Below are 20,216 nucleotides of genomic sequence, written 5' to 3'. Positions count from 1 at the left end.
AGCAGACAAGACCACAGGACAGAAGATGGCACAGACGGGCACTTTGCGGCCGCGCGGGCCGGATGGCATGGATCGTGCACTGGTTGCGGGCACCACGGTCTATACTTCGGACGGCGCGCTGCCGGTGGAATACCTCAATCCCGGGGACAGGATCGTGACGCGGGATGCGGGCATGGCGACGCTGCGCGCTATTCGCAGCTTGCGGCTGGAGGCGGACTGCGTTTCGGTTGCGCCCGGAAGTCTTGGCAATGCCCGGCCAGAGGGGCCTGCCACGCTATTGGCAAGCTGCCCGATCCTGCTGCGCGACTGGCGCGCCAAGGCGCTGTTCGGTGCGGCACAGGTTCTGGTGCCCGCCGCGCGGATTGTAGACGGGACCCATATCCGCGCGCTTGGTCCGCAAACGGTTGACGTGCTTGGGCTGGTGTTCGATGCGCCGCATATCCTGTACGTCGACGGGGTCGAGGTCGCGGCCGGCCTGCCACACCTGACCGCCAGCCGCGTCTAACCCTCAGCCAGTTCGCGCAGGACCCGCGGGATCGCGTCAGGCAGGTCTGTGGCCACCAGCCCTGGACCAAAGCTCCGAGCCGCCTCTGTGTGCACCCAAACCCCTGCCTTCGCCGCCTTGAACGGGGTCATTCCCCGCGCCAACAGCCCCGTGATCACCCCGGCAAGAACATCGCCGGCCCCGGCCGTGGCCAACCACGGTGCGGCGCGGTCATGGCTGGCGTCGTGGACCGCCACACCCCCATCGGGGCCGGCGATCACCGTATCGGGGCCTTTTAGCAAAACGGTACATCCTGCCCGTCGGGCGGCGGCCCGCACGGCATCAACGCGGGACATTGCCGGGCCGGTCTGCGGGCGGGCGGCCAGACTCTCTGCGATATCGGGAAACAGGCGCGCGAATTCGCCGCCATGCGGTGTCAGAACGCAACGGCGGTGCAGCAGCCGCCAGGCATCGTCCATCCGGGCCAAGAGCGTCAGCGCATCAGCATCCAGAACCGTGCCGCGGTTTTCGGACAGGGTGCGCCGGACCAGCGCCGCGGCTTCCCGGCCCAAACCCAGCCCCGGACCCAGGCACAGGGCTGTGATCCGGTCATCCCCAAGCAGGTCGAACAACGCATCGGCATCCGGGACGACGCGCAGCATTTCGGCCGTGATCTGGCTGGCGACCTCTGTTGCGGCGGCGGGCGGCACCGCCAGCGTCACCAGACCAGCCCCGATGCGCAGCGCCGCGCGGGCGGACAATCGGGCCGCCCCGCTGCGCCCCGCCCCACCGGACAGGACCACGGCATGACCGTGGTCGAACTTGTGCGCGAAACAGCCTTTTCGGGCGACGTGCACCGGTGCCGCAACAAGCCGCGCATAAACAAGATCGGAACGCGAAAGGTCGGGCAACCCGATATCCTTCACCACCACCCGGCCACAAAGACGCGGACCGTCTTGCAGCACATGACCCAGACGGGGCGCGTGGAAGGTGACCGTCAGATCGGCAGCAAGCGCGTGGCCAGTGCCCAAGGACCCTGCCCCATCGTCCCAACTGCTGCTTGTCCGCAACCCGTCCCGGCCCAGCAAGCGACCGCTGTCGGCGCACAGCCCCGATGGCACATCGACCGCGACCACGCGGTCGACAACCGGCGTATCGCCGTCCAGCGCCTGCCAAAGTGCCGCATGCAGATCGTTGTCAAGCGCCCGGTTCAACCCGGTCCCGAACAGCGCGTCGATCAGCAGATCGGCCGCGACGCAATCGGTGCGCGACAGGGTGTCGATCGGCTTTACGTCGGCAAAAGGGGCACAGGTCAGCCAAAGGTCGTGATTGGCCCGCGCATCGGGGGGCAGTTTCGAAGGATCGCCCAGGACAAAGGCGGACACCGTCCAGCCCCGCTCTGCCAGCACCCGGGCGATGACGTAACCATCGCCGCCGTTGTTGCCTGGTCCGCACAGCACCACGGCGCGGCGCGCGCCCTGCTGAAGATCCGGCCATGTTTCGAAAATCGCAGCCACCACGCCTTCCCCGGCGCGGCTCATCAGTTCTGCCCCGGTGACATCGCCCGACGCCATCGCGCGCTGTTCCAGCGCGCGCATCTGTGCTGCGGTCAAAAGCTCTGACATGGCGGCATTTCCCAACGGTTGCCACCCTACCCTAGCCGTGGGTCCGGCGCCTTACCAGCCCGACGGCAACGGGCGATCAGCCAGGAAATTGCGCGCCACTGCGGCCTGGGCAGCGGGCATGTACGGCAGGCTGGCATGGACGGTGAAATAGCCGAACCCGACACCCTTTTCGACATAGGCCCAGTCAACGATCTGGCCCATGGAAAACTCGACCCGCGCGCCCGCTGCCAGATCGGGCAGCATTTGCGCATCGTTGGTCAGGGTGCCGGCAAAGCCTTCACCTTCGGTCGGCTTGAAGTCTTCGATCCAAAGCTGCTCGGTGGCCCCATTGGCGCTCAGTTCGACCAGCACCGCCTGGGTTTCCCACTGCGCGGGCTGCCGCACCGCCTGCGCCAGATAGCGCGGCAGGTATTCGCGCGCCTTGTCACGGGCGACAGTCACATCCTGCTCCATGCCTTCCTGCGACGTCGCCTGCGACGTGCCGCCGATCAGGCTGGCTTGTGCCATCATCGTATCCAGCAACCCCGCCGAATCCAGAACCAGTACCGCACCTGCCAGGCCGCCCCACACCAGCGGGCGGCCGATAATCAGTCCCAGAGCCATTGTTCTTGTCTCCTTGCCAGCAATGTACGTGTGCAAAGCACAACCTTTGCGAGGATTGTCGTGATCAAAGGCAGGAGTTGGGCGACGTCCCGTTATTACTGTGACGATCGCCCGTCATCGCCCTGTCCCCGGGGCAATTGTGCCCTGCTTTTTGCAGAACGCACAAATTTTGATCGCTGCGATTATTTTTTACCACCACCTCGGTGAATCGTTCTTGCCAGTTCGCTTTTCATGGGCGCATCTGTTGCAGCGCGTCATGCGGCGTGATCTGAGCCACCATTGAATACTGCGAGGAGACAGGGCATGAAAAAAATCGAAGCCATCATCAAGCCATTCAAGCTGGACGAGGTGAAAGAGGCTCTGCAAGAAGCAGGCATCCAGGGGCTGAGCGTCATCGAGGTCAAGGGCTTTGGCCGTCAGAAAGGCCATACCGAGCTGTACCGCGGCGCGGAATATGTGGTTGATTTCCTGCCCAAGGTGAAAATCGAAGTCGTGCTGGACGACGATCAGGTCGATGGCGCCATCGAGGCGATCATCGACGCCGCCAAGACCGACAAGATCGGCGACGGCAAGATTTTTGTCAGCCCGGTCGAACAGGCCATCCGCATCCGGACCGGCGAAAGCGGTTCGGACGCCATCTGATCCCCGGCGCGGGCCCCGGGGCACGCGCCAGATATCCCAGAACGGACCGGCACACTCCGCCGGGTCGAGATCACGAAAGACAGAAAGGGAAGAAAGAGAATGAGCAAGGAAGCAGTTCTCAAGCTTATTGCCGACGAAGATGTCGCCTATGTCGACATCCGGTTCACGGATCCGCGCGGCAAGCTGCAGCACGTCACCGTCATGTCCGACCTGGTCGACGAGGATTTCCTCGACGAAGGGTTCATGTTCGACGGGTCCTCGATTGCGGGCTGGAAGTCGATTGAAAACTCCGACATGAAGCTGATGCCCGACACCGAAAGCGTCTACATCGACCCCTTCTATGCCGAAAAGACCCTGTGCATTCACTGTTCGGTTGTCGAACCCGACACCGGCGAAGCCTATGAGCGCGACCCGCGCGGCACCGCACAGAAGGCCGAAGCCTACCTGAAGTCCTCGGGGATTGGCGACGTGTCCTACTTCGGGCCCGAAGCCGAATTCTTCCTGTTCGACGACGTGCGCATCGCCGTATCCCCGAACAAGATCGCAGCCGAAGTCGATGCCGACCACGCCGCCTGGAACACCGACACCGCGTTCGAAATGGGCAACCTTGGCCACCGTCCGGGCTACAAGGGCGGTTATTTCCCGGTGAACCCGTCGGACGACGGCCAGGACATCCGTTCCGAAATGCTGTCGACCATGAAGCGCATCGGCATGAAGGTCGACAAGCACCACCACGAAGTGGCGACCAGCCAGCACGAACTGGGTCTGGTTTTCGGGTCGCTGACCAAGCAGGCGGACGAACTTCAGAAGTACAAGTACGTCATCCAAAACGTCGCACAGGCCTACGGCCGCTCGGCCACCTTCATGCCGAAGCCGATCAAGGGTGACAACGGTTCGGGCATGCACGTGAACATGTCGATCTGGAAAGACGGCAAGCCGCTGTTTGCCGGCGACAAATACGCCGACCTGTCGCAGGAAGCCCTGTACTTCATCGGTGGTATCCTGAAGCATGCGAAATCGCTGAACGCCTTCACCAACCCGTCGACCAACAGCTACAAGCGTCTGGTCCCGGGGTTCGAAGCACCCGTTCTGCGCGCCTACTCGGCCCGCAACCGCTCTGGCTGCGTTCGAATTCCGTGGACTGAATCGCCCAAGGCCAAGCGCGTCGAAGCGCGCTTCCCCGATCCGGCGTCGAACCCCTATCTGTGCTTTGCCGCCCTGCTGATGGCCGGCCTTGACGGGATCACCAACAAGATCGATCCGGGCGAAGCCATGGACAAGAACCTGTACGACCTGCCCGCGGAAGAGCTGGCCGGCATTCCGACCGTCTGCGGCTCGCTGCGCGAAGCCATCCAGGAACTGGAAGCCGACTATGAATACCTGCTGGCCGGCGACGTGTTCACCAAGGACCAGATCGACGGCTATATCGAGCTGAAGATGGAAGAGGTGCTGGAATACGAAACCACCCCGCACCCGGTCGAATTCGCAATGTACTATAGCTGCTGATCGGCCCACCCGATCACGGCACGAAAGGCGCCCCTTGCCGGGGCGCCTTTTTTCATGCTTGAGTTGTACAAGACACCGCGAACCCGGCGATGACATGCACGTCAAACAGAAAAACCATTTGCTGTCACAGGACCGGCGCATTCTTGCGGCGATGAAGTCACTGCACGACAATCAGTCCGCCCAATTTGACAACACGCTTCACCACGCCCTTGAAACGGTTCGGAAATCTGTCAACCGACAGGTCTGGCTGCTGGCGGCTGCAAGCGTTGTGCTGGGCCTGGCGGTTGCTGCCGCTGTTGTCTGGATCGCGTTCGCGTCGGGGTCTGTGCCACAAGGTCAGGATACACGCAAAGCGGACATGGGGTACGTCGCCGACACCGCGAACCAATCCCAATCCCGCGCCCCCTCTCTGTCCCCGTCCGAGGTCGACCGGATCGCAGAGGCGCTGGCCCGCAAGATCGCAAGCCGGGAAACGGCGGCGGGGCCGACACAGAGGCCCGAGCCAGACGGCAACCCGGCATCGGGAACGGGCATGGCCGAACTGCTTCTGGCCGGCTGGTCCTTGTTGGTGTCGTTAGCGGCGGGCATTACCGCGCTGACCCTTGGCTTTCTCCTGTCCCTTCCCTTTACCGCGACGTTTCTGGGGGCTTGGCTGCGCACCCGACCGGGGACTGGCAAGCTGGGAAGCATTGTCCGCATCGTTGCCGTGATCGGCAACCTGGTGACGGTCGTCGCGCTGACCCCGAAACTGACCGCCTATTTCGAAGGCGCGCATTTCTGGCTCGTACCACCTGCGGCCTTCATGGTGACCGTTGCCAGCCTTGCGTTGACCCCAAGCCGCAACGGGTACCGGTTGGCGATCAAGTTGCTCATCGCCGGTCTGCTGATCGCCGGAACGATCTTGCTCACTTTGTATCAGGTGCCAGAGGACAGCGGCGCGAAAGGGTTTGCCTGGATCACCGCGAAAACCTCGGCCCTGCTCCTGCAAGAGGGCCTGTTGCGCGCGGCGACGGCGACCGTTTTTCTTGGTCTGACCATCGTCGCCAACATCGGTCTTGCGGTCTATTGGCTCAACCGGATCGCTCAAGACTAGGCAAGGTCGCCCGCCCTGCCCCGGTATCGCCATTGTGGCATCCTAAATTGACCATTTTACCCCCTTAGCGAGAAAGCTGCGAAAACAGCAAACCGAAGGGGGTGGCGCAATGGCAAAACAAGTCGACATTCGCAGCACGCCGCTTCGGCAACCCGCGGCGGTCGAAGCGCAGGCCGGGCCCGGTGCGCGCTTTTCCGGATGGAAGCCCGATACCGTCGCACAGCAACGCCAGGGCAACGCGATGGACGCCCAGACCTCATACCTGCGCACGATGTTCCGCACCAACCTGGCGCTGCGAATCCTTGTGCCCGCGGCGCTTGCGGGCTGGACCGGACACTACCTTGCCTTCAACGCAACCAACCGGATAATGGCCGAAATCGCCGCAAGGACAAGCGAAATCACCGAACAGCTTGAATCGAACGCGGGCCCCGCGCTCGACGCCGTGCAAAAACCCACGTTCCACGACTGAACATCCGGGCATCGCAAGAAAATTTCCTGGTCTCGGGTTTTTCAAATTCATTGCACATTCTAGACACTTTTCACCGCCATTGCTGATCCCCGGGGCACCTGGGATGGAACGGACCGATGGTCAATAAAGTAGCGCTTGCCGAAATGGGACCGCTTGGAAAAAGCGCCTACAGGCCTCGCGAAAGATCTTCAAAACAGACCGATCACGTTACCGATCACCTGGTCGCGATGTTTCGCGCCAATGTTATTCTGCAAGTAGGGGCACCGGCCTGCATCGCCGTCTTCTGCGCCTTCTCTTTGGTCGAAGATCTGAAAGATACTGCCAATGCTGCCTTTACCAGCAACACCAAGTCGTTGATGGCACAGCTCGAGTCGCATGGCGCCCCGCGTGGCGCCTATTCGCACTGACGCGCGATTTCGCGGCTTTGGTTTCCAATTGCGTGACAATCCCTGGAGGAAAACCCGGATTGCCACGCAATGATCACATTTTGTGAAAAATCAGCCCGAAATTTGCCCTATTCGCCGCCTATCCCTGTGTCCAACGTCACGCAACCATAGGGGCTTGAAGGCAATGGACGTACAGGCAACTCTTCTTTATCGCACGCTGCGGCCGGTCGACTTCGGCGCGTTGGTGGCTTGCGTCAACGACTGGATGGGCATCGAAGACATGGCGCTGGCACACAGCCCCGCCGCAGGTGATACCCATATCCTTCTGACCAACCCGAACTATCACGCGATCATCTCGGTGGTCGGGGCCAAGGTCGACGCTGGCGTACTGAACGCCGCGCTGAGCGCGCCGATCCTGGCCGCCAAAAGCTTTGACTATTCCGACGCGCTGAGCGCACACAAGATGCACGTCAGCGTCACCGTCGGCGATGGCCCGATGCACGTCACCCCGGAAATCCGGGCCTGGATGTCCCGCATGGGCAAGCACCAGGAAAGCCCGTCCTACCCACTGGACCGCAAGCTGGCAGCACTGAACGCCATCGTGCAAACGCTGGTTGCACATGACGTGCCCGAACTGGTCCACTGGGGCCAGTCCGACATGATCTTTACCCCTGACGAAGTGCTGGAAGCCAGCGACATGCTGTTCCCGCTGCCGCTGGTGGTACGTCCCGAACCGATCTTTGCCAACGCCGCCAACGGCCTTGAACAGACCGGTGTCCGCCTTGAGCATTCCGAGCTGTTCGTTGGCCGGACCCTGGTGATGGAACCCTCGGCCCTGCCTTTCCCCGAAGCGATGGGCATTGCCATGTGGCTGATGAGCCAGAAGGTCGACGGTCGCCTGATGCTCGAACACGGCGCGGCAATGGAAACCCCCGGCTTCCCGACGCTGTACCTGCGTCACGAAATGCCCGATGCACAGGATGCGCAGGGCCGGATCGTCATCACCCAAAGCCAGCCGCACCGCTATGCCGTGGCGCCGCAGTACATGGCCGCCCCGATGGCGCAGCCCGCTCCGCAGATGACCGCGCAGCCCGCGGCGGCACCGCAGCCGATCGCAGCCACAGACCCGGCACAGGGCCAGCAGTACTATGCGCCCCACCACATGCAGCAGCCGATGGTGCAGCAGCCGTATGCCCAGCCGCAGCAGCCGATGTTCATGCATCAGCCGATGGTGGCCCAGCCGCAACCGATGCCGCAGAACGTGGTTCCGATGCAGCAGCCCGCCCCGGTAGCCGAAGCCGCCCCGGAACAGGCTGCACCGGCTGCCGAACCCACCGAAGCCGCCGAAGCACCCGCCCCGGCCCCGGCACAAGAGGCCCCGGCCGCCGGTTGGCGCAATGCCGCCAAGGCACCGCAGGGTGCAACCCTGGGCGCCGCGCTGAAATCCGCAACGCCGGCGGCACGCGGCGCTGCGCCGACCGCAGCCAGCCTCAAGCCGTCGCTTCAGGCCAATGTCCTGAGCCACCACACGGTGGACGTGGCCGCGGGCCTGGTGCAGAAGGCGCAGGCCGAAGAGGCACAGCCCAAGTCGTCGCTGCTGCGCGGGATGCATCTGCGCGCCGTCAGCGGCATCGTCGCGGTCTTCCTGGTGGTCGCCGCTGGTGTCACCATGGCCCCGAAATTCATTGGCGAAGGGGTGGAGCTTGCCTCCACCTCGGCGTCCAAGCCGTCCAGCCTGTCGGTCAACGCCGGGCCGAAACTGCCGGGTCAGAACTGACAGATTTCTGTTTACGCATAACGGGTTTGCGGGCCATAGTCGGATCAGTTTCGATCCGGAGGCCTTCGAATGTCGTTTTTTCGCGCCGCAGTTCTGACCGCGGCAGTTTCGCTTTTCTCGATGCCGGCATTCGCGCTGCAATGCGGCAATACCAGCAGCGGGTTTGATGTCTGGAAGCGCGACTTTGCGCAGCTGGCCAAAAACAACGGCGTTGGTCAACGTGGCCTGAACGCCCTTGCGCAGGCCCGATACTCCACCAAGACAATCTCGGCGGATCGCAACCAGAAGGGCGTGAAATACGCCCTGAACGATTTTATCCGCATCCGATTGGGCTCGCACGACGGCTTCGCCTCGCAGGCCCGCAAGCGCAAGGCCGCCAACCCCAAGTTCTTTGCCGCCGTCGAACAGCGCTATGGTGTGCCGTCGGGGATCTTGCTGGCCATTCACGGCATGGAAACCGGGTTTGGCAAGTTCATGGGATCAGAGCCGGTGATCTCGTCCATCACGACCGTCGCCTATGACTGCCGCCGGTCTGAATTCTTCATCCCCCACGCCATCGCCGCGCTGCAAATGGTGGATCGCGGCATGTTGTCGCCCAGCCAGCTTGGCGCCTTTCACGGCGAGCTGGGTCACACCCAGTTCCTGCCCGGCAACGCGATGAAATACGGGGCCGACGGAAATGGCGACGGCGCGGTCGACTTCTACTATTGGCCGGACGCGCTGGCATCGACCGCAAATTTCCTGCGCGCGAAAGGCTGGCAGCCGGGCCAGCCCTATGGCGAAGGTACGGCCAACTTTCGCGTTCTGAACGAATGGAACGCAGCCACCGTCTACCAGCAGGCGATCGCGCTCAGCGCCGAACGGATCGACCGATAAAAACACTGTGACTGGCGGGCCGAAAGGCCCGTCGCCCCTCGCCCTGCGCCGCATTTTGACCGCAATTTTTTCCTAAAACGTTGGGAAAAAATCGTTACAGCTAAAATAGTTAACAAAAATGCAACGCGACAGCTACCTTTCGGCAGTCCTGGTTCTGCCCGACCTTCTCGACTTTGATGCGCCGCTCTATTGGCCCGCGGTCAAGCGCGCGCTTGATGAACTCGACAGCGACAAGGATCGGCAGGCAGCGCTTTCCGACGATCACTCTGTCATCGCCGGGGAAAAATATGCCGTGCGCGTCACGGCCGAGATTTCAGACGATTTCGGCCCGTCGATCCGCATCGACCTGTTTGCACAGGATACCGCTTGCCCCGGTCGCGAAGCCCGCAGGCTGTTGCGCCGCATCGTGGCCTTTGCGCTGCGCGACTGCGAGGCCGATTTCATATACTGGTCGGACGGAAAACACTTGCTGGACCGGCAAGAATTTTCCGCGTTCAGCCTTCAGCCCGACTTTGGCGGCGCCGCCCCGGAACAGACCGGCCCCGATCTGACCGACGCCGCGCACCGCCGCCTGACCGCCGCAAGCTGGATGATGACCGGGATGGTGGCCACGGTTTCGCCGCCGCTGGGGGCCGCCCTTTATGTCTATGGCGGGCTTCGCGGCCAGAACCTGCGCCGCGTCACCCAGGCGCTGTGCCTGGCTGGACTTTTCGCGCTGCTCGAGCATCGGGACCTCTTGCCGCCCGTGTACGGTGCATTCTTCTAGTCAAAAAAACAACTCAGGGCTGCACAAACACCTGCAAAACGTCCTCAATGGGTGAAAATTCCGCCACAATTCTCTCGCAAGTTTAAACTGGTTAGGGAAAAGAAACGGAGTGGCGACGATGGGTGTGCAATCTACCGACTCGATCGAAGCAACGCTCTATCTGGCGACGATGCCGGAATACGGGGCAAACGGCGCGCATATGGCGCGCCTGATACAGGGGCTGCGCAGCGATGCTGTGCTGCACCGGGGCAAGTTGCACATCCTGCGGCACATCCCCGGCAAATACATCGAATTTCAGGGCGCAGGGCTGCACGGATCGGCCATGCTGCGCGCGGCACAATGTCCGGCGGACCTGATCGAAGCGCAGACATCGGCGCTTGATGACAGCGACGCGGCGCACGATCTGCGCGCGGCTGTTGCCGGGCACGGCTGCTATCTGCATCTGTCGATCACCAGCGTCGTGAAAGGAACCGCGACCGAGGCCGCAAAACGCATCCTGAACAGTGCCCTTGGCACCTTGGCCAAAGTCACGCCGGTCGCGCTTTACTGGGGCAAGACCGATGCGTTGATGCCGATCGACGACGCAACCCGGTTCCTGCGTCCCGACCGGCACAGCACCCACCAGACACAGGCGGTGGTCGGCGAAACCGCTGCACGGCTGTTCCGTCAGGCCACCACTGCCCGGGCACAGATCAACGCCACCGGCCTGGGCCATGTCGCCCCGCAACGGGTGGCGGCGCGCAAGGCAACCACACCGCGTCCGAAGCCCAGACTGGGCAAGCGGTTGCAGGATTTCGCGGCCAACCTGCCGCAGCATCTGCCAACCCTGCCTTTCGGTGTCAGCTATGGCTCTGCTTGGCGCGTTGCGGCGGGCATGGTGCTGGGCATCATGACATCGGGATGGGTCGAGGCGACCTTCAGCGCGGACCCGGCGATGGCGACCACCACAGAAATCGTCACCCTGCAGCCGGACCCGCTGGTGCCCTGATCGCGTCGGCCCGCAGCACGAACGTGTGGATGGAAAACACCACCGCCCCGCTGCGTGGCAAGCGCACCAGGCACTGACGTTCCGACCGGAAATAAGGCGCTTTGTCCTTGTCGGTCAGCTTGCGTGATTCGACCGCAGACCGCGGCTGGTACAGTTCCGGGTCGTCGTACCACAGCGCATTGAACCGCCACAGCGGACGGCCCGGGCGGATCGCATCAAACAGGCGCTGCACGCGCCGGGCCAGATCGCTGTCATAGTCTTTCACCGGCACGTGGATCGTGGTCAGCGGGCGCATGAATTTCTCGGCCAGCCGCCAGCTTGCCGGAAAGCAGAGCGCTGCCGCCGTCAGGACGTGTTCGTCTGATCCGTCGGGTTTTTGCAGGATGCACAGATCCTCTTGCACCAGGTGCGCCAGCGTCCAGAGCGGCGCATTCCAGTCCACGACAACCGAGACCCCGTCCGGCCGCGTCACCCGATCTCCTTGCCTCGAAAACCCTGTTGGCAACCAGTCCAGCACGGTTTCCAGCAGTTCCGCGGCGGCCGTGCCGGCGCTTGGGTCCTGCACGAACACCGCGTCCCGCCGGTCGCGCAAAAGCGCCGCACGATGCGCCATCTGCGCGGCATAGGCATCGTCCACCATCAACCATTCCGCCATGGCGGTGGGGGCGATCCCCGGCAGCGGGCGGGGTGTCAGAACGTCGTAGGGCAGCACGGATTGCAGGATCATGCCTGCTTGATACCCACGCCGCGGGATGCGCAAAACCCCCAAAGCCGCGCGTGGGCCAAGGTTTTCGCGCACCGCCCGCCAAAGTCGCAAAACCGACGCCTGTCAGGTCGCAAACCTGTTCGCCACAGCCCCACCCCGCCCGCAGACTGACGCAAACAGGGGGGAGCCCATGAACCGACATTTCCGCGACACCCGCAAGATCGACCCGACCAAAGGGGCACTGACCGGCGACAACACTCCCAACGACCAGAATCGGGTGGAAATCGGGCCGACGCAGCTGACCTATGACGAATGGGCCGCCGCCGGGCTGGCCCTGCCCGATCTGCAAGAGATGCGCCGCTATCGCTGGGACAGGCTGACCCGCCACGTCGTCGACCGCGACTATGCCGGGCTGCTGATGTTCGACCCGCTCAACATCCGCTATGCCACCGACAGCACCAACATGCAGCTTTGGAACACCCACAACCCGTTCCGGGCGGTGTTGCTGTGTGCCGATGGCTACATGGTGATCTGGGACTACAAGAATTCGCCCTTCCTGTCGGAATTCAACCCGCTGGTGCGCGAACAGCGGTCCGGTGCGGACCTGTTCTATTTCGATCGCGGCGACAAGGTGGATGTGGCCGCCGACGTGTTCGCCAACGAGGTTCGCCGCCTGCTGCACGAACACGCCCCCGGCAACACGCGCCTTGCGGTGGACAAGATCATGCTGCACGGGCTGCGCGCGCTGGAAGCGCAGGGCCTGCAGATCCTGGAAGGCGAAGAAGTCACCGAGAAAGCCCGCGCCGTCAAAGGCCCCGATGAAATCAAGGCCATGCGCTGCGCGTCCCACGCCTGCGAAGTCGCGGTGGCGGAAATGGAACGCTTCGCCCGCGAGATGGGGCCGACCGGCACCGTCAGCGAAGACGACGTCTGGGCGGTTCTGCACGCGGAAAACATCCGCCGTGGCGGCGAATGGATCGAAACCCGGCTGCTGACGTCTGGCCCGCGCACCAACCCGTGGTTTCAGGAATGTGGCGGCCGGATCGTACAAAACAACGAGATCCTCGCCTTCGACACCGACCTGATCGGCAGCTATGGCATCTGTGTCGACATCAGCCGCACCTGGTGGATCGGCGACGCCCGGCCGCGCCCCGACATGGTCTATGCCATGCAGCACGCGCACGAGCATATCATGACCAACATGCAGATGCTGCGCCCCGGCGTGACCATCCCGGAACTGAGCGCGGGCACCCACGTTCTGGACGCGCAGTTCCAGAAACAGAAATACGGCTGCCTGATGCACGGCGTCGGCCTGTGTGACGAATGGCCTTTGGTGGCCTACCCCGAGCGTGCGGTGCCGGGCGCCTATGACTATGCGCTGGAACCCGGCATGGTGCTGTGCGTCGAGGCGCTGGTCAGCCCCGAGGGCGGCGATTTCTCGATCAAGCTGGAAGATCAGGTCTTGATCACCGAAACCGGGTTCGAGAACCTGACGCGCTATCCGTTCGATGCCGCGCTGATGGGGGGCTGAGGCGCGCAACGCGCGCCCGGCTCAGCCGGTCTTAACCCGTCTGCCCGCATCGTGCGGGACATCGGATCCGTCCGGGCGCTGGCCTGACACCCCACGCCCGCTTTCAACCTTGGCACCGGAACCCGCCATCGCGCGGGATCTGCGCCGCGCGCCCAGCAGAGCTTCCCGGGGGTGACGCCCCGACCTGCCGGACAGAAAGACCACCCTTGGTATGGCGCCATATCCGCCTTCCCCCGCCGGGCCCCGCCCGTTCGCGGGGTGAAGGTGCGTCAACCCGCCAGAACGCGATCCCGCATCCGCAGCAGCGACGGCTCGCGGCTGAAATCCTCGATCCGGGTCAGCGGCACCCAGGCCAGGTCGTTGGATTCCTGAGACACGGCAATCTTTCCCGCTTCGGCCCGCATCAGGAACCGCACGTCGTAATGCAGATGCGCGGGGTCCTTCGGGTTGGCCGGGATTTCGTGAATGTCCACGTCGAACACCGCATCCGACACCAGTCGCAGCCGCGCCAGCCCGCTTTCCTCATAGGCTTCTTTCAGCGCCACGAAACGGGCATCGGCGATCCCGTCGCAATGCCCGCCCAGCTGGATCCACATGTCGAGCTTGCGGTGATGGGTCAGCAGCGCCGATGTACCGTCGGGCGACAGGATGAAGGCCGATCCGGTGACATGGCCGCCGATGCGCGGATCGCGGCTGAACGCGCGCGGCTCGGCCGCGACAAACCCCGCGATCCGGTGCCAGACCTCTGCGTCGCGCGCATCGCGCGGGGCAAACGCCCCGATCCCGTCAACCTGCATCTTTTCCCCCGGTCGAAAGAAAAGGGGCAAGGCCCTGCGGCCTTGCCCCGAAATGTTCCGCAATCGCCGCAGCGTCAGCCGCGCGCGCGGCCCACCAGCTTCCATGCGGCGGGCAGCACCAGCGCGGCCAGCGCCAGCTTCAGCGCGTCACCGGCCAGGAAGTTGCCCATGCCATATTGCAGCACCCAGGCCATGCCCTTGTCGGCGGCAAACAGATAGCTCATCCAGGCCAGGCCGAACGCATAGATCGTGGCATTGCCCAGCAGCATCGCCCCCACCATACCGCCAAACGACCGGTCCCAGCCACGCCGCGCCAGAATGCCCATCAGGCCCGCGGCGACGGCAAAGCCCAGCAGGTAGCCACCGGTCGGGCCAGTCATGTAAGCCAGGCCGGCCGAGGAACCGGTGAACACCGCCGCACCGGCAGCCCCAAGCGCAAGGTAGCCCAGCAGCGTCACAAGACCCAGGCGCAGGCCGAACGCGGCGCCGATGGTCAGCACGGCAAAGGTCTGCATGGTCACCGGAACCGGCCACATCGGCACGCGGATCTTGGCGGCAATCGCCAGCGCGGCAATACCGGCGACCACAAGGGCGGCCTGTTTCAGGCGCAGCGCGGTGCCTTCCTTGGCGCCGAAAGCTTCGGCCAGAACGATGCGGGTTGCGGCAATGCTCATCGAGTGATCCTCTCTCGTGACGTAAACTTGTCGAGTGTTCTGCCCGATGTGCTGCGCCGCCGCAAGGCTTTGCTGCGGTCCGGGGCCGCGACAACGGGGCATTTGCGCTAACATCGCCCTTGCACCCTGCCGCGGGCCACGCCAATCATGCGGCATGAGCAGGCGCCCCACCTACCCCGGCGGGATTTCGGCCGTGCTGGCCCAATGGGACGGCCGGCGCGATCCGATCGACTTTGGCCCGGGCGAAGCGCTGCCCGCGCCCGACATCGACCTTGAACCGCTGACCGCCCAGATCGTGGCAGACCCCGACAGCGACGCCGGCGAACAGACCACGTCGAAAACCAGCTATGCCTGGAAACGCCGCGCCCTGCGCCGCGAATTTACCGGCCAGCCGGAGCTGTGTTTCCTGAACGGGCTGTTGATCACCTGCCTGCGCAAACGGGCCTGGCCCGAACACGCGCCCGCGCTGTTCCACCGGCTTTGGGCCGAACAGGGGGCGTTCCTGCTGGCGCATCTCAATCCACGCTGGCTGGTGTCGTCGGCCACCACCTTCGGCGATGCCGGGCTGACACCGGTGCAGCGCAGCACCGGGCTGGCACTGACCGCGCTGTTCGGCACGATGAAACTGTACGAGGCCGAGCGGCTTTATTCCGGTCAGCCCTCCGACACGCCGCACACCCTGGGTCACAAGGCCCAGGGTCCCCTGCCGCTGGAGATGGACGATTTCTCGCTCAGCTCGGGCGGGCTGGATGTGAACCTGCTGGCGCGGCTGTGGCAAGAGGCCGAAGGCGACGCCGTTATCGCCCCGTTGGCGCATCACCTGATCGACCTGGCCATTCACGACGACCGGACGGTGTTCCGCCGCCTGCGCGTGATGCGCACCCGCAAGGAACGGCGCCACGCCCGCGCTGCCAGCCGCAGCGCGCGCTGGGGCGTGGTGACCACGATCAAGGCCCCGCTGGACGCCATCGAACGTTTTGCCGCGCATCACCTGGAACAGGGGGCCGGGCATCTTTATCTCTATCTCGACGATCCCCAGCAAGGCGTGGCAGAGGCGCTGAACACCCATCCGCAAATCACCGCGACGAACTGTGACGCCGGCTATTGGCAGGCGTTCGGCGAACGGCCCGACAAGCACCAGGTCCGCCAGACCCGCAATGCCCAGCACGCCAACCGGTCAGGGCCGGACCTGGACTGGCTGACCCATATCGACGTGGATGAATTCCTGATGCCGCGCGATGGCACCCCGATTGCCGACACCCTGGCCGCGCTGCCGGCAGAGGCGTTTTGCGCCCGCGTCCGTCCGGTGGAATCGCTGGCCCCCGGCGACGGTACTGCGCCGGGCGAAACCGCGTTCAAATCCTTTCACATCGACGCGCAGGCCCGGACCGAGGCCGGGGCGCGCATCTATCCGAAATGGGGTCGGTACCTGCCTGCGGGCATGCTCAGCCATGTCGCGGGCAAGCTGTTTTTCCGCACCGGGCGACCCGGGCTGCGCATTCGCATTCACAACCTGACGCTGGCCAAGCAAGACAACCCCGGCGAAGTCGCGCTGTCGCAGATCGACCTGTGCCACATGCACGCGCCAACATGGGACCAGTTCCTGGACTCCTACCGCTATCGCCTGACGCAGGGCGCCTATCGCGCCGATCTGGGGCCGCACAGCAAATCCGGCGAGGCGGTCAGCCACCACGTGCTGTTCTCCACCATCGAGGCCGAAGGCGGCGAACCCGCCCTGCGCGCCTTCTACGACGAGGTCTGCCTGGGCAGCCGCGCGCTGTGCGACCGGCTGGAGGCCGAAGGGCTGCTGCGCCGCTACATGCTGAACCTGGACGCGCTGCGCGACCGGCATTTCCCCCCGTGACAATTCTGCCCTTTTGCCGGTGCAGCGCAGGGGTGCGACCGGCGTTACATTGACGAAAACATATATTTTGGCTATAGCGCCCCTGCCGGTCCACCAGTTGGGGTTTCCCAGGGCCATAGGGGTCCGACCGGCATCAGATGTGCGGGCCGAGAGTTGTGTCCGCAAATGACGGATACATATGACCAAATTTTCTGACCTGAACCTCAACCCGAAGGTTCTGAAAGCCATCGCCGAAGCCGGCTATGAAACACCCACCCCGATCCAGGCCGGGGCCATCCCCGCCGCGCTGGAAGGCAAGGATGTTCTGGGCATCGCCCAGACCGGGACCGGCAAGACGGCCAGCTTTACCCTGCCGATGATCACCGCGCTGGCCCGTGGCCGCGCCCGCGCGCGGATGCCGCGGTCGCTGGTGCTGTGCCCGACCCGCGAACTGGCGGCGCAGGTGGCGGAAAACTTTGACACCTATGCCAAGCATGTGAAGCTGACCAAGGCGCTGCTGATCGGCGGCGTGTCGTTCAAGGAACAGGACGCGCTGATCGACAAGGGCGTTGACGTGCTGATTGCCACCCCCGGACGTCTGCTGGACCATTTCGAACGCGGCAAGCTCTTGCTGACCGGCGTGCAGATCATGGTGGTGGACGAAGCCGACCGCATGCTCGACATGGGGTTCATCCCGGATATCGAGCGTATCTTCAGCCTGACGCCCTTTACCCGCCAGACGCTGTTCTTCAGCGCCACCATGGCGCCGGAAATCGAGCGGATCACCAACACCTTCCTGTCCGCCCCCGCGCGGATCGAAGTGGCCCGCCAGGCGACCGCGTCGGAAACCATCGAACAGGGCGCGATTTTCGTGAAACCCACCCGCCGCGACCGCGAAGGCAGTGAAAAGCGCACGGTTCTGCGCAAACTGATCGACGCCGAGGGCGACAAGTGCACCAACGCGATCATCTTTTGCAACCGCAAGGTCGATGTCGATATCGTTGCCAAATCGCTGTCGAAATACGGCTATGACGCCGCGCCGATCCACGGCGACCTGGACCAGAGCCAGCGGACCCGCACGCTGGACGGGTTCCGGGAAGGCAAGCTGCGGCTGCTGATCGCCTCGGACGTGGCGGCGCGCGGGCTGGACGTGCCCTCGGTCAGCCATGTGTTCAATTACGACGTGCCCAGCCATGCCGAGGATTACGTTCACCGCATCGGCCGCACCGGCCGCGCCGGGCGCGATGGCAAGGCGTTCACCATCGTGGTGCCGAAGGACGAGAAATACTTCGACGCGGTGGAAAAGCTGATCCAGAAAGAAATCCCGCGGGTCGAGAACCCGCTGAAATCCAGCGCCCCCGAAGACCTGGCGGCGCCGGCCGACAGTCGCGCCGAACCTGCCAAGCCCGAACGCCGCAGCCGCCCGGCGAAGCCCGACGCGCGGCGGAGCGAAACCCGTTCGGAGCCACGCGAGGACAAGCCGCGCGACGACCGGGGCCGCAACGCCCGTCGCGGCAATGACACGGTGATCGGCATGGGCGACCATATGCCCGATTTCATCGCCCGCAGCTTCGAAGAGCGCATGGCAAGCTGACCGCTGTTTCGGATCGCCTGCGCGATCCGACCGGCGCGATTTTTCGTCGAAAAATCGCGAGGGGGCGCTGCCCCCTCTTGGCCTTTGGCCAATTCACCCCTGGAGTATTTTCGGAAAGATGAAAGCGGAAGGCCGCGCGGATGGCGCGGCCCTTTTCTTGTCAATCGGCCGGGGCTGGTCCGGTGTCAGGCCAGGCGACTGATCACCACGGTGACTTCGGGTTTCTTGCCGATCTCGTTCAGGCAACTGTTGCGCACCAGGCGTTTCAGGCCCTCTTCCAGCTTGTCGTCGTCGCGCAGGGTCTTTTCCCCGGCGCGGCCCATGAACTGGCTGAGGTCTTCCTCGAGGATGTCGGTGAGCGGGACGTGGCTGCGGCCGACCTCGGCCAGGCCCATCATGTCGCACCAGGGATCGCCCAGCGGTTCGTCCTCTTCGTCGAGGATGACCGTCACGATGACATGGCCATTCAGCGCCATGCGGATGCGGTCGCGCACGATGCCGTCGAGCGCGCCGATCTGTACCGAGCCGTCGAGATAGGTGCGCCCGGTTTCCACGAAGCCCGCCACCGTCGGGGCGTTGCCGCTGAGATCGACCATCGTGCCGTTCACGGCGAGCACGCCGGCGCGGCCCTTTTTCTGCGCCAGCCGCGTGTGTTCGCGCAGGTGGCGATGTTCGCCGTGCATCGGCACCACGATCTGCGGGTTCACGATGTCCTGCAGCTGTTCGAGATCGGGCCGGTTGGCATGGCCCGAGACGTGGTAGAGCCCGCCGCTGTCGTCGACCACGTCGACGCCCATTTCCGACAGGTTGTTCATGATGCGGATGACTTCCTTTTCGTTCCCCGGGATGGTTTTCGACGAGAACAGGAACAGGTCGCCCTCTTTCAGGGTGATGCCGTTATACTTGCCGCGGCTGAGCTGGGCGCTGGCGGCGCGGCGTTCGCCCTGGCTGCCGGTGACGATCAGCATGACGTTTTCCCGTGGCAGCGAACCGACATCTTCGGGGGCGATGACCTTGGGAAAGCCCGTCAGCACGCCGGTTTCCACCGCCGCCTCGATCATGCGGCGCATGGCCCGGCCCAGCAGGCAGATCGAGCGCCCGGCGCGGTCGCCGGCCTCGGCCAGGGTTTTCAGACGGGCGACGTTGCTGGCAAACGTGGTGGCGACGACCAGGGCCTTGGCATCGGCGACCAGCGCCTCGATCGGCTGGGACAGCGTTGCTTCTGACCGGCCGGGGGCCGGGGAAAACACGTTGGTGGAATCGCAGATCAGCGCCTTCACGCCCGGTTTCGACACCTCGGCCCAGAGGTCGGGATCGAAGGCCTCGCCCACCACCGGCTGCGGGTCGAGCTTGAAGTCGCCGGTATGGATCAGCCGTTCACCGGCCACGTCGATGACCAGCGCGCTCGATTCTGGGATCGAATGCGAGATCGGCAGGAACCCCACCGTGAACGGCCCAGCTGCCACGGTTTCCGGCCAGGCCGAGACCGTCCGCACCGTTTCGGGGCCGTACCCGTGTTCGTCCATCTTGCGGCGGGCCAGGTTGGCGGTGAAGGCACGGGCATAGATCGGCGCACCCAGCGATTCCCACAGATGTCCCACCGCGCCGATGTGATCCTCGTGCGCGTGGGTGATGAAGATCGCGTCGATCTGGCCCCGGCGGTCCTTCAGCCAGGTGATGTCGGGCATGATCAGGTCCACCCCCGGCGTGCCGTCCATGTCGGGAAAGGTCACGCCCAGGTCGACGACGATCAGCCGCTCCTTGTCGGGCGCGCCATAGCCGTAGACATAGCAATTCATGCCGATCTCGCCGGCGCCCCCCAGCGGGAGGTAGATGATACGCTTGCTGCTCATGCC

At 64.2% G+C, this 20,216-nt stretch carries 19 protein-coding genes; 13 read left to right on the top strand and 6 right to left on the bottom strand.

The annotated features are described in order from the left end of the window. The first annotated feature begins 25 nt into the window (after nt 1-25). Complete coding sequence (locus VK792_RS02150) at nt 26-505, top strand: Hint domain-containing protein (RefSeq protein ID WP_326295702.1); 480 nt, start codon at nt 26-28, stop codon at nt 503-505. Here VK792_RS02150 and VK792_RS02145 read toward each other — a convergent pair. Further along, nucleotides 502-2,109, bottom strand: a complete 1,608-nt coding sequence (locus VK792_RS02145; protein ID WP_326295701.1) for an NAD(P)H-hydrate dehydratase — start codon at nt 2,107-2,109, stop codon at nt 502-504. The two genes, VK792_RS02150 and VK792_RS02145, sit on opposite strands and share 4 nt — an antisense overlap. Nucleotides 2,110-2,160: 51 nt before the next feature. Then, nucleotides 2,161-2,712: a DUF2314 domain-containing protein gene (locus VK792_RS02140; protein WP_326295700.1), complete on the bottom strand. Its 552-nt coding sequence runs from the start codon at nt 2,710-2,712 to the stop codon at nt 2,161-2,163. A gap of 303 nt (nt 2,713-3,015) precedes the next feature. Here VK792_RS02140 and VK792_RS02135 point away from each other — a divergent pair, with 303 nt between their 5' ends. From VK792_RS02135 to VK792_RS02095, 9 genes are all read left to right on the top strand, one after another. Next, nucleotides 3,016-3,354 carry a P-II family nitrogen regulator gene (locus VK792_RS02135; protein ID WP_326295699.1) on the top strand — a complete coding sequence of 113 codons (339 nt, stop codon included), beginning with the start codon at nt 3,016-3,018 and terminating at the stop codon, nt 3,352-3,354. 99 nt (nt 3,355-3,453) lie between these two features. Next, a complete protein-coding gene (gene glnA, locus VK792_RS02130) occupies nt 3,454-4,860 on the top strand; it encodes a type I glutamate--ammonia ligase (RefSeq protein WP_326295698.1) in 1,407 nt (468 codons plus the stop codon). Nucleotides 4,861-4,954: 94 nt separating this feature from the next. Then, complete coding sequence (locus VK792_RS02125) at nt 4,955-5,953, top strand: hypothetical protein (protein ID WP_326295697.1); 999 nt, start codon at nt 4,955-4,957, stop codon at nt 5,951-5,953. A 109-nt stretch (nt 5,954-6,062) separates the two neighbouring features. Continuing rightward, nucleotides 6,063-6,422 (top strand): hypothetical protein, encoded by a 360-nt coding sequence (locus VK792_RS02120; protein WP_326295696.1) that lies wholly within the window; start codon nt 6,063-6,065, stop codon nt 6,420-6,422. 116 nt (nt 6,423-6,538) lie between these two features. Further along, on the top strand, nt 6,539-6,829 hold the full coding sequence (locus VK792_RS02115; protein ID WP_326295695.1) for a hypothetical protein: 291 nt from the start codon (nt 6,539-6,541) through the stop codon (nt 6,827-6,829). 163 nt (nt 6,830-6,992) lie between these two features. Continuing rightward, nucleotides 6,993-8,585, top strand: a complete 1,593-nt coding sequence (locus tag VK792_RS02110; protein ID WP_326295694.1) for a hypothetical protein — start codon at nt 6,993-6,995, stop codon at nt 8,583-8,585. Between the two features lie 69 nt (nt 8,586-8,654). After that, nucleotides 8,655-9,461: a lytic murein transglycosylase gene (locus VK792_RS02105; RefSeq protein WP_326295693.1), complete on the top strand. Its 807-nt coding sequence runs from the start codon at nt 8,655-8,657 to the stop codon at nt 9,459-9,461. A 118-nt stretch (nt 9,462-9,579) separates the two neighbouring features. After that, entirely contained in the window at nt 9,580-10,227 is a 648-nt protein-coding gene (locus VK792_RS02100) for a hypothetical protein (RefSeq protein ID WP_326295692.1), read from the top strand. Between the two features lie 118 nt (nt 10,228-10,345). Next, nucleotides 10,346-11,215, top strand: a complete 870-nt coding sequence (locus tag VK792_RS02095) for a hypothetical protein (protein ID WP_326295691.1) — start codon at nt 10,346-10,348, stop codon at nt 11,213-11,215. Here VK792_RS02095 and VK792_RS02090 read toward each other — a convergent pair. After that, nucleotides 11,184-11,942, bottom strand: a complete 759-nt coding sequence (locus VK792_RS02090) for a heme-dependent oxidative N-demethylase family protein (RefSeq protein ID WP_326295690.1) — start codon at nt 11,940-11,942, stop codon at nt 11,184-11,186. The genes VK792_RS02095 and VK792_RS02090 overlap by 32 nt on opposite strands. 169 nt (nt 11,943-12,111) lie before the next feature. Between VK792_RS02090 and dddP the strand changes: the two genes are divergently transcribed. Continuing rightward, nucleotides 12,112-13,452: a dimethylsulfonioproprionate lyase DddP gene (gene dddP, locus VK792_RS02085; RefSeq protein WP_326295689.1), complete on the top strand. Its 1,341-nt coding sequence runs from the start codon at nt 12,112-12,114 to the stop codon at nt 13,450-13,452. A 269-nt stretch (nt 13,453-13,721) separates the two neighbouring features. On the opposite strand, the gene VK792_RS02080 is transcribed toward dddP, so the two are convergent. Both VK792_RS02080 and VK792_RS02075 read right to left on the bottom strand, forming a co-directional pair. After that, nucleotides 13,722-14,249, bottom strand: coding sequence for an NUDIX hydrolase (locus VK792_RS02080; protein ID WP_326295688.1), 528 nt, complete (start codon nt 14,247-14,249; stop codon nt 13,722-13,724). A 74-nt stretch (nt 14,250-14,323) separates the two neighbouring features. Beyond that, nucleotides 14,324-14,923 carry a biotin transporter BioY gene (locus VK792_RS02075; protein ID WP_326295687.1) on the bottom strand — a complete coding sequence of 200 codons (600 nt, stop codon included), beginning with the start codon at nt 14,921-14,923 and terminating at the stop codon, nt 14,324-14,326. A gap of 154 nt (nt 14,924-15,077) precedes the next feature. Here VK792_RS02075 and VK792_RS02070 point away from each other — a divergent pair, with 154 nt between their 5' ends. Next, nucleotides 15,078-16,787, top strand: coding sequence for a glycosyltransferase family 2 protein (locus VK792_RS02070; protein ID WP_326295686.1), 1,710 nt, complete (start codon nt 15,078-15,080; stop codon nt 16,785-16,787). A gap of 178 nt (nt 16,788-16,965) precedes the next feature. Further along, the gene (locus VK792_RS02065; protein ID WP_326295685.1) at nt 16,966-18,360 is read left to right on the top strand and encodes a DEAD/DEAH box helicase; all 1,395 of its coding nucleotides are present in this window, start codon (nt 16,966-16,968) and stop codon (nt 18,358-18,360) included. A 185-nt stretch (nt 18,361-18,545) separates the two neighbouring features. On the opposite strand, the gene VK792_RS02060 is transcribed toward VK792_RS02065, so the two are convergent. Continuing rightward, complete coding sequence (locus VK792_RS02060) at nt 18,546-20,213, bottom strand: ribonuclease J (protein ID WP_326295684.1); 1,668 nt, start codon at nt 20,211-20,213, stop codon at nt 18,546-18,548. Between the last annotated feature and the right edge of the window lie 3 nt (nt 20,214-20,216).

Source organism: Mesobacterium hydrothermale (assembly GCF_035818635.1).
GTDB lineage: Bacteria > Pseudomonadota > Alphaproteobacteria > Rhodobacterales > Rhodobacteraceae > Mesobacterium_A > Mesobacterium_A hydrothermale.
The sequence above is the reverse complement of the archived record's forward strand: the minus strand, read 5'-3'. Positions and strand labels throughout refer to the sequence as shown.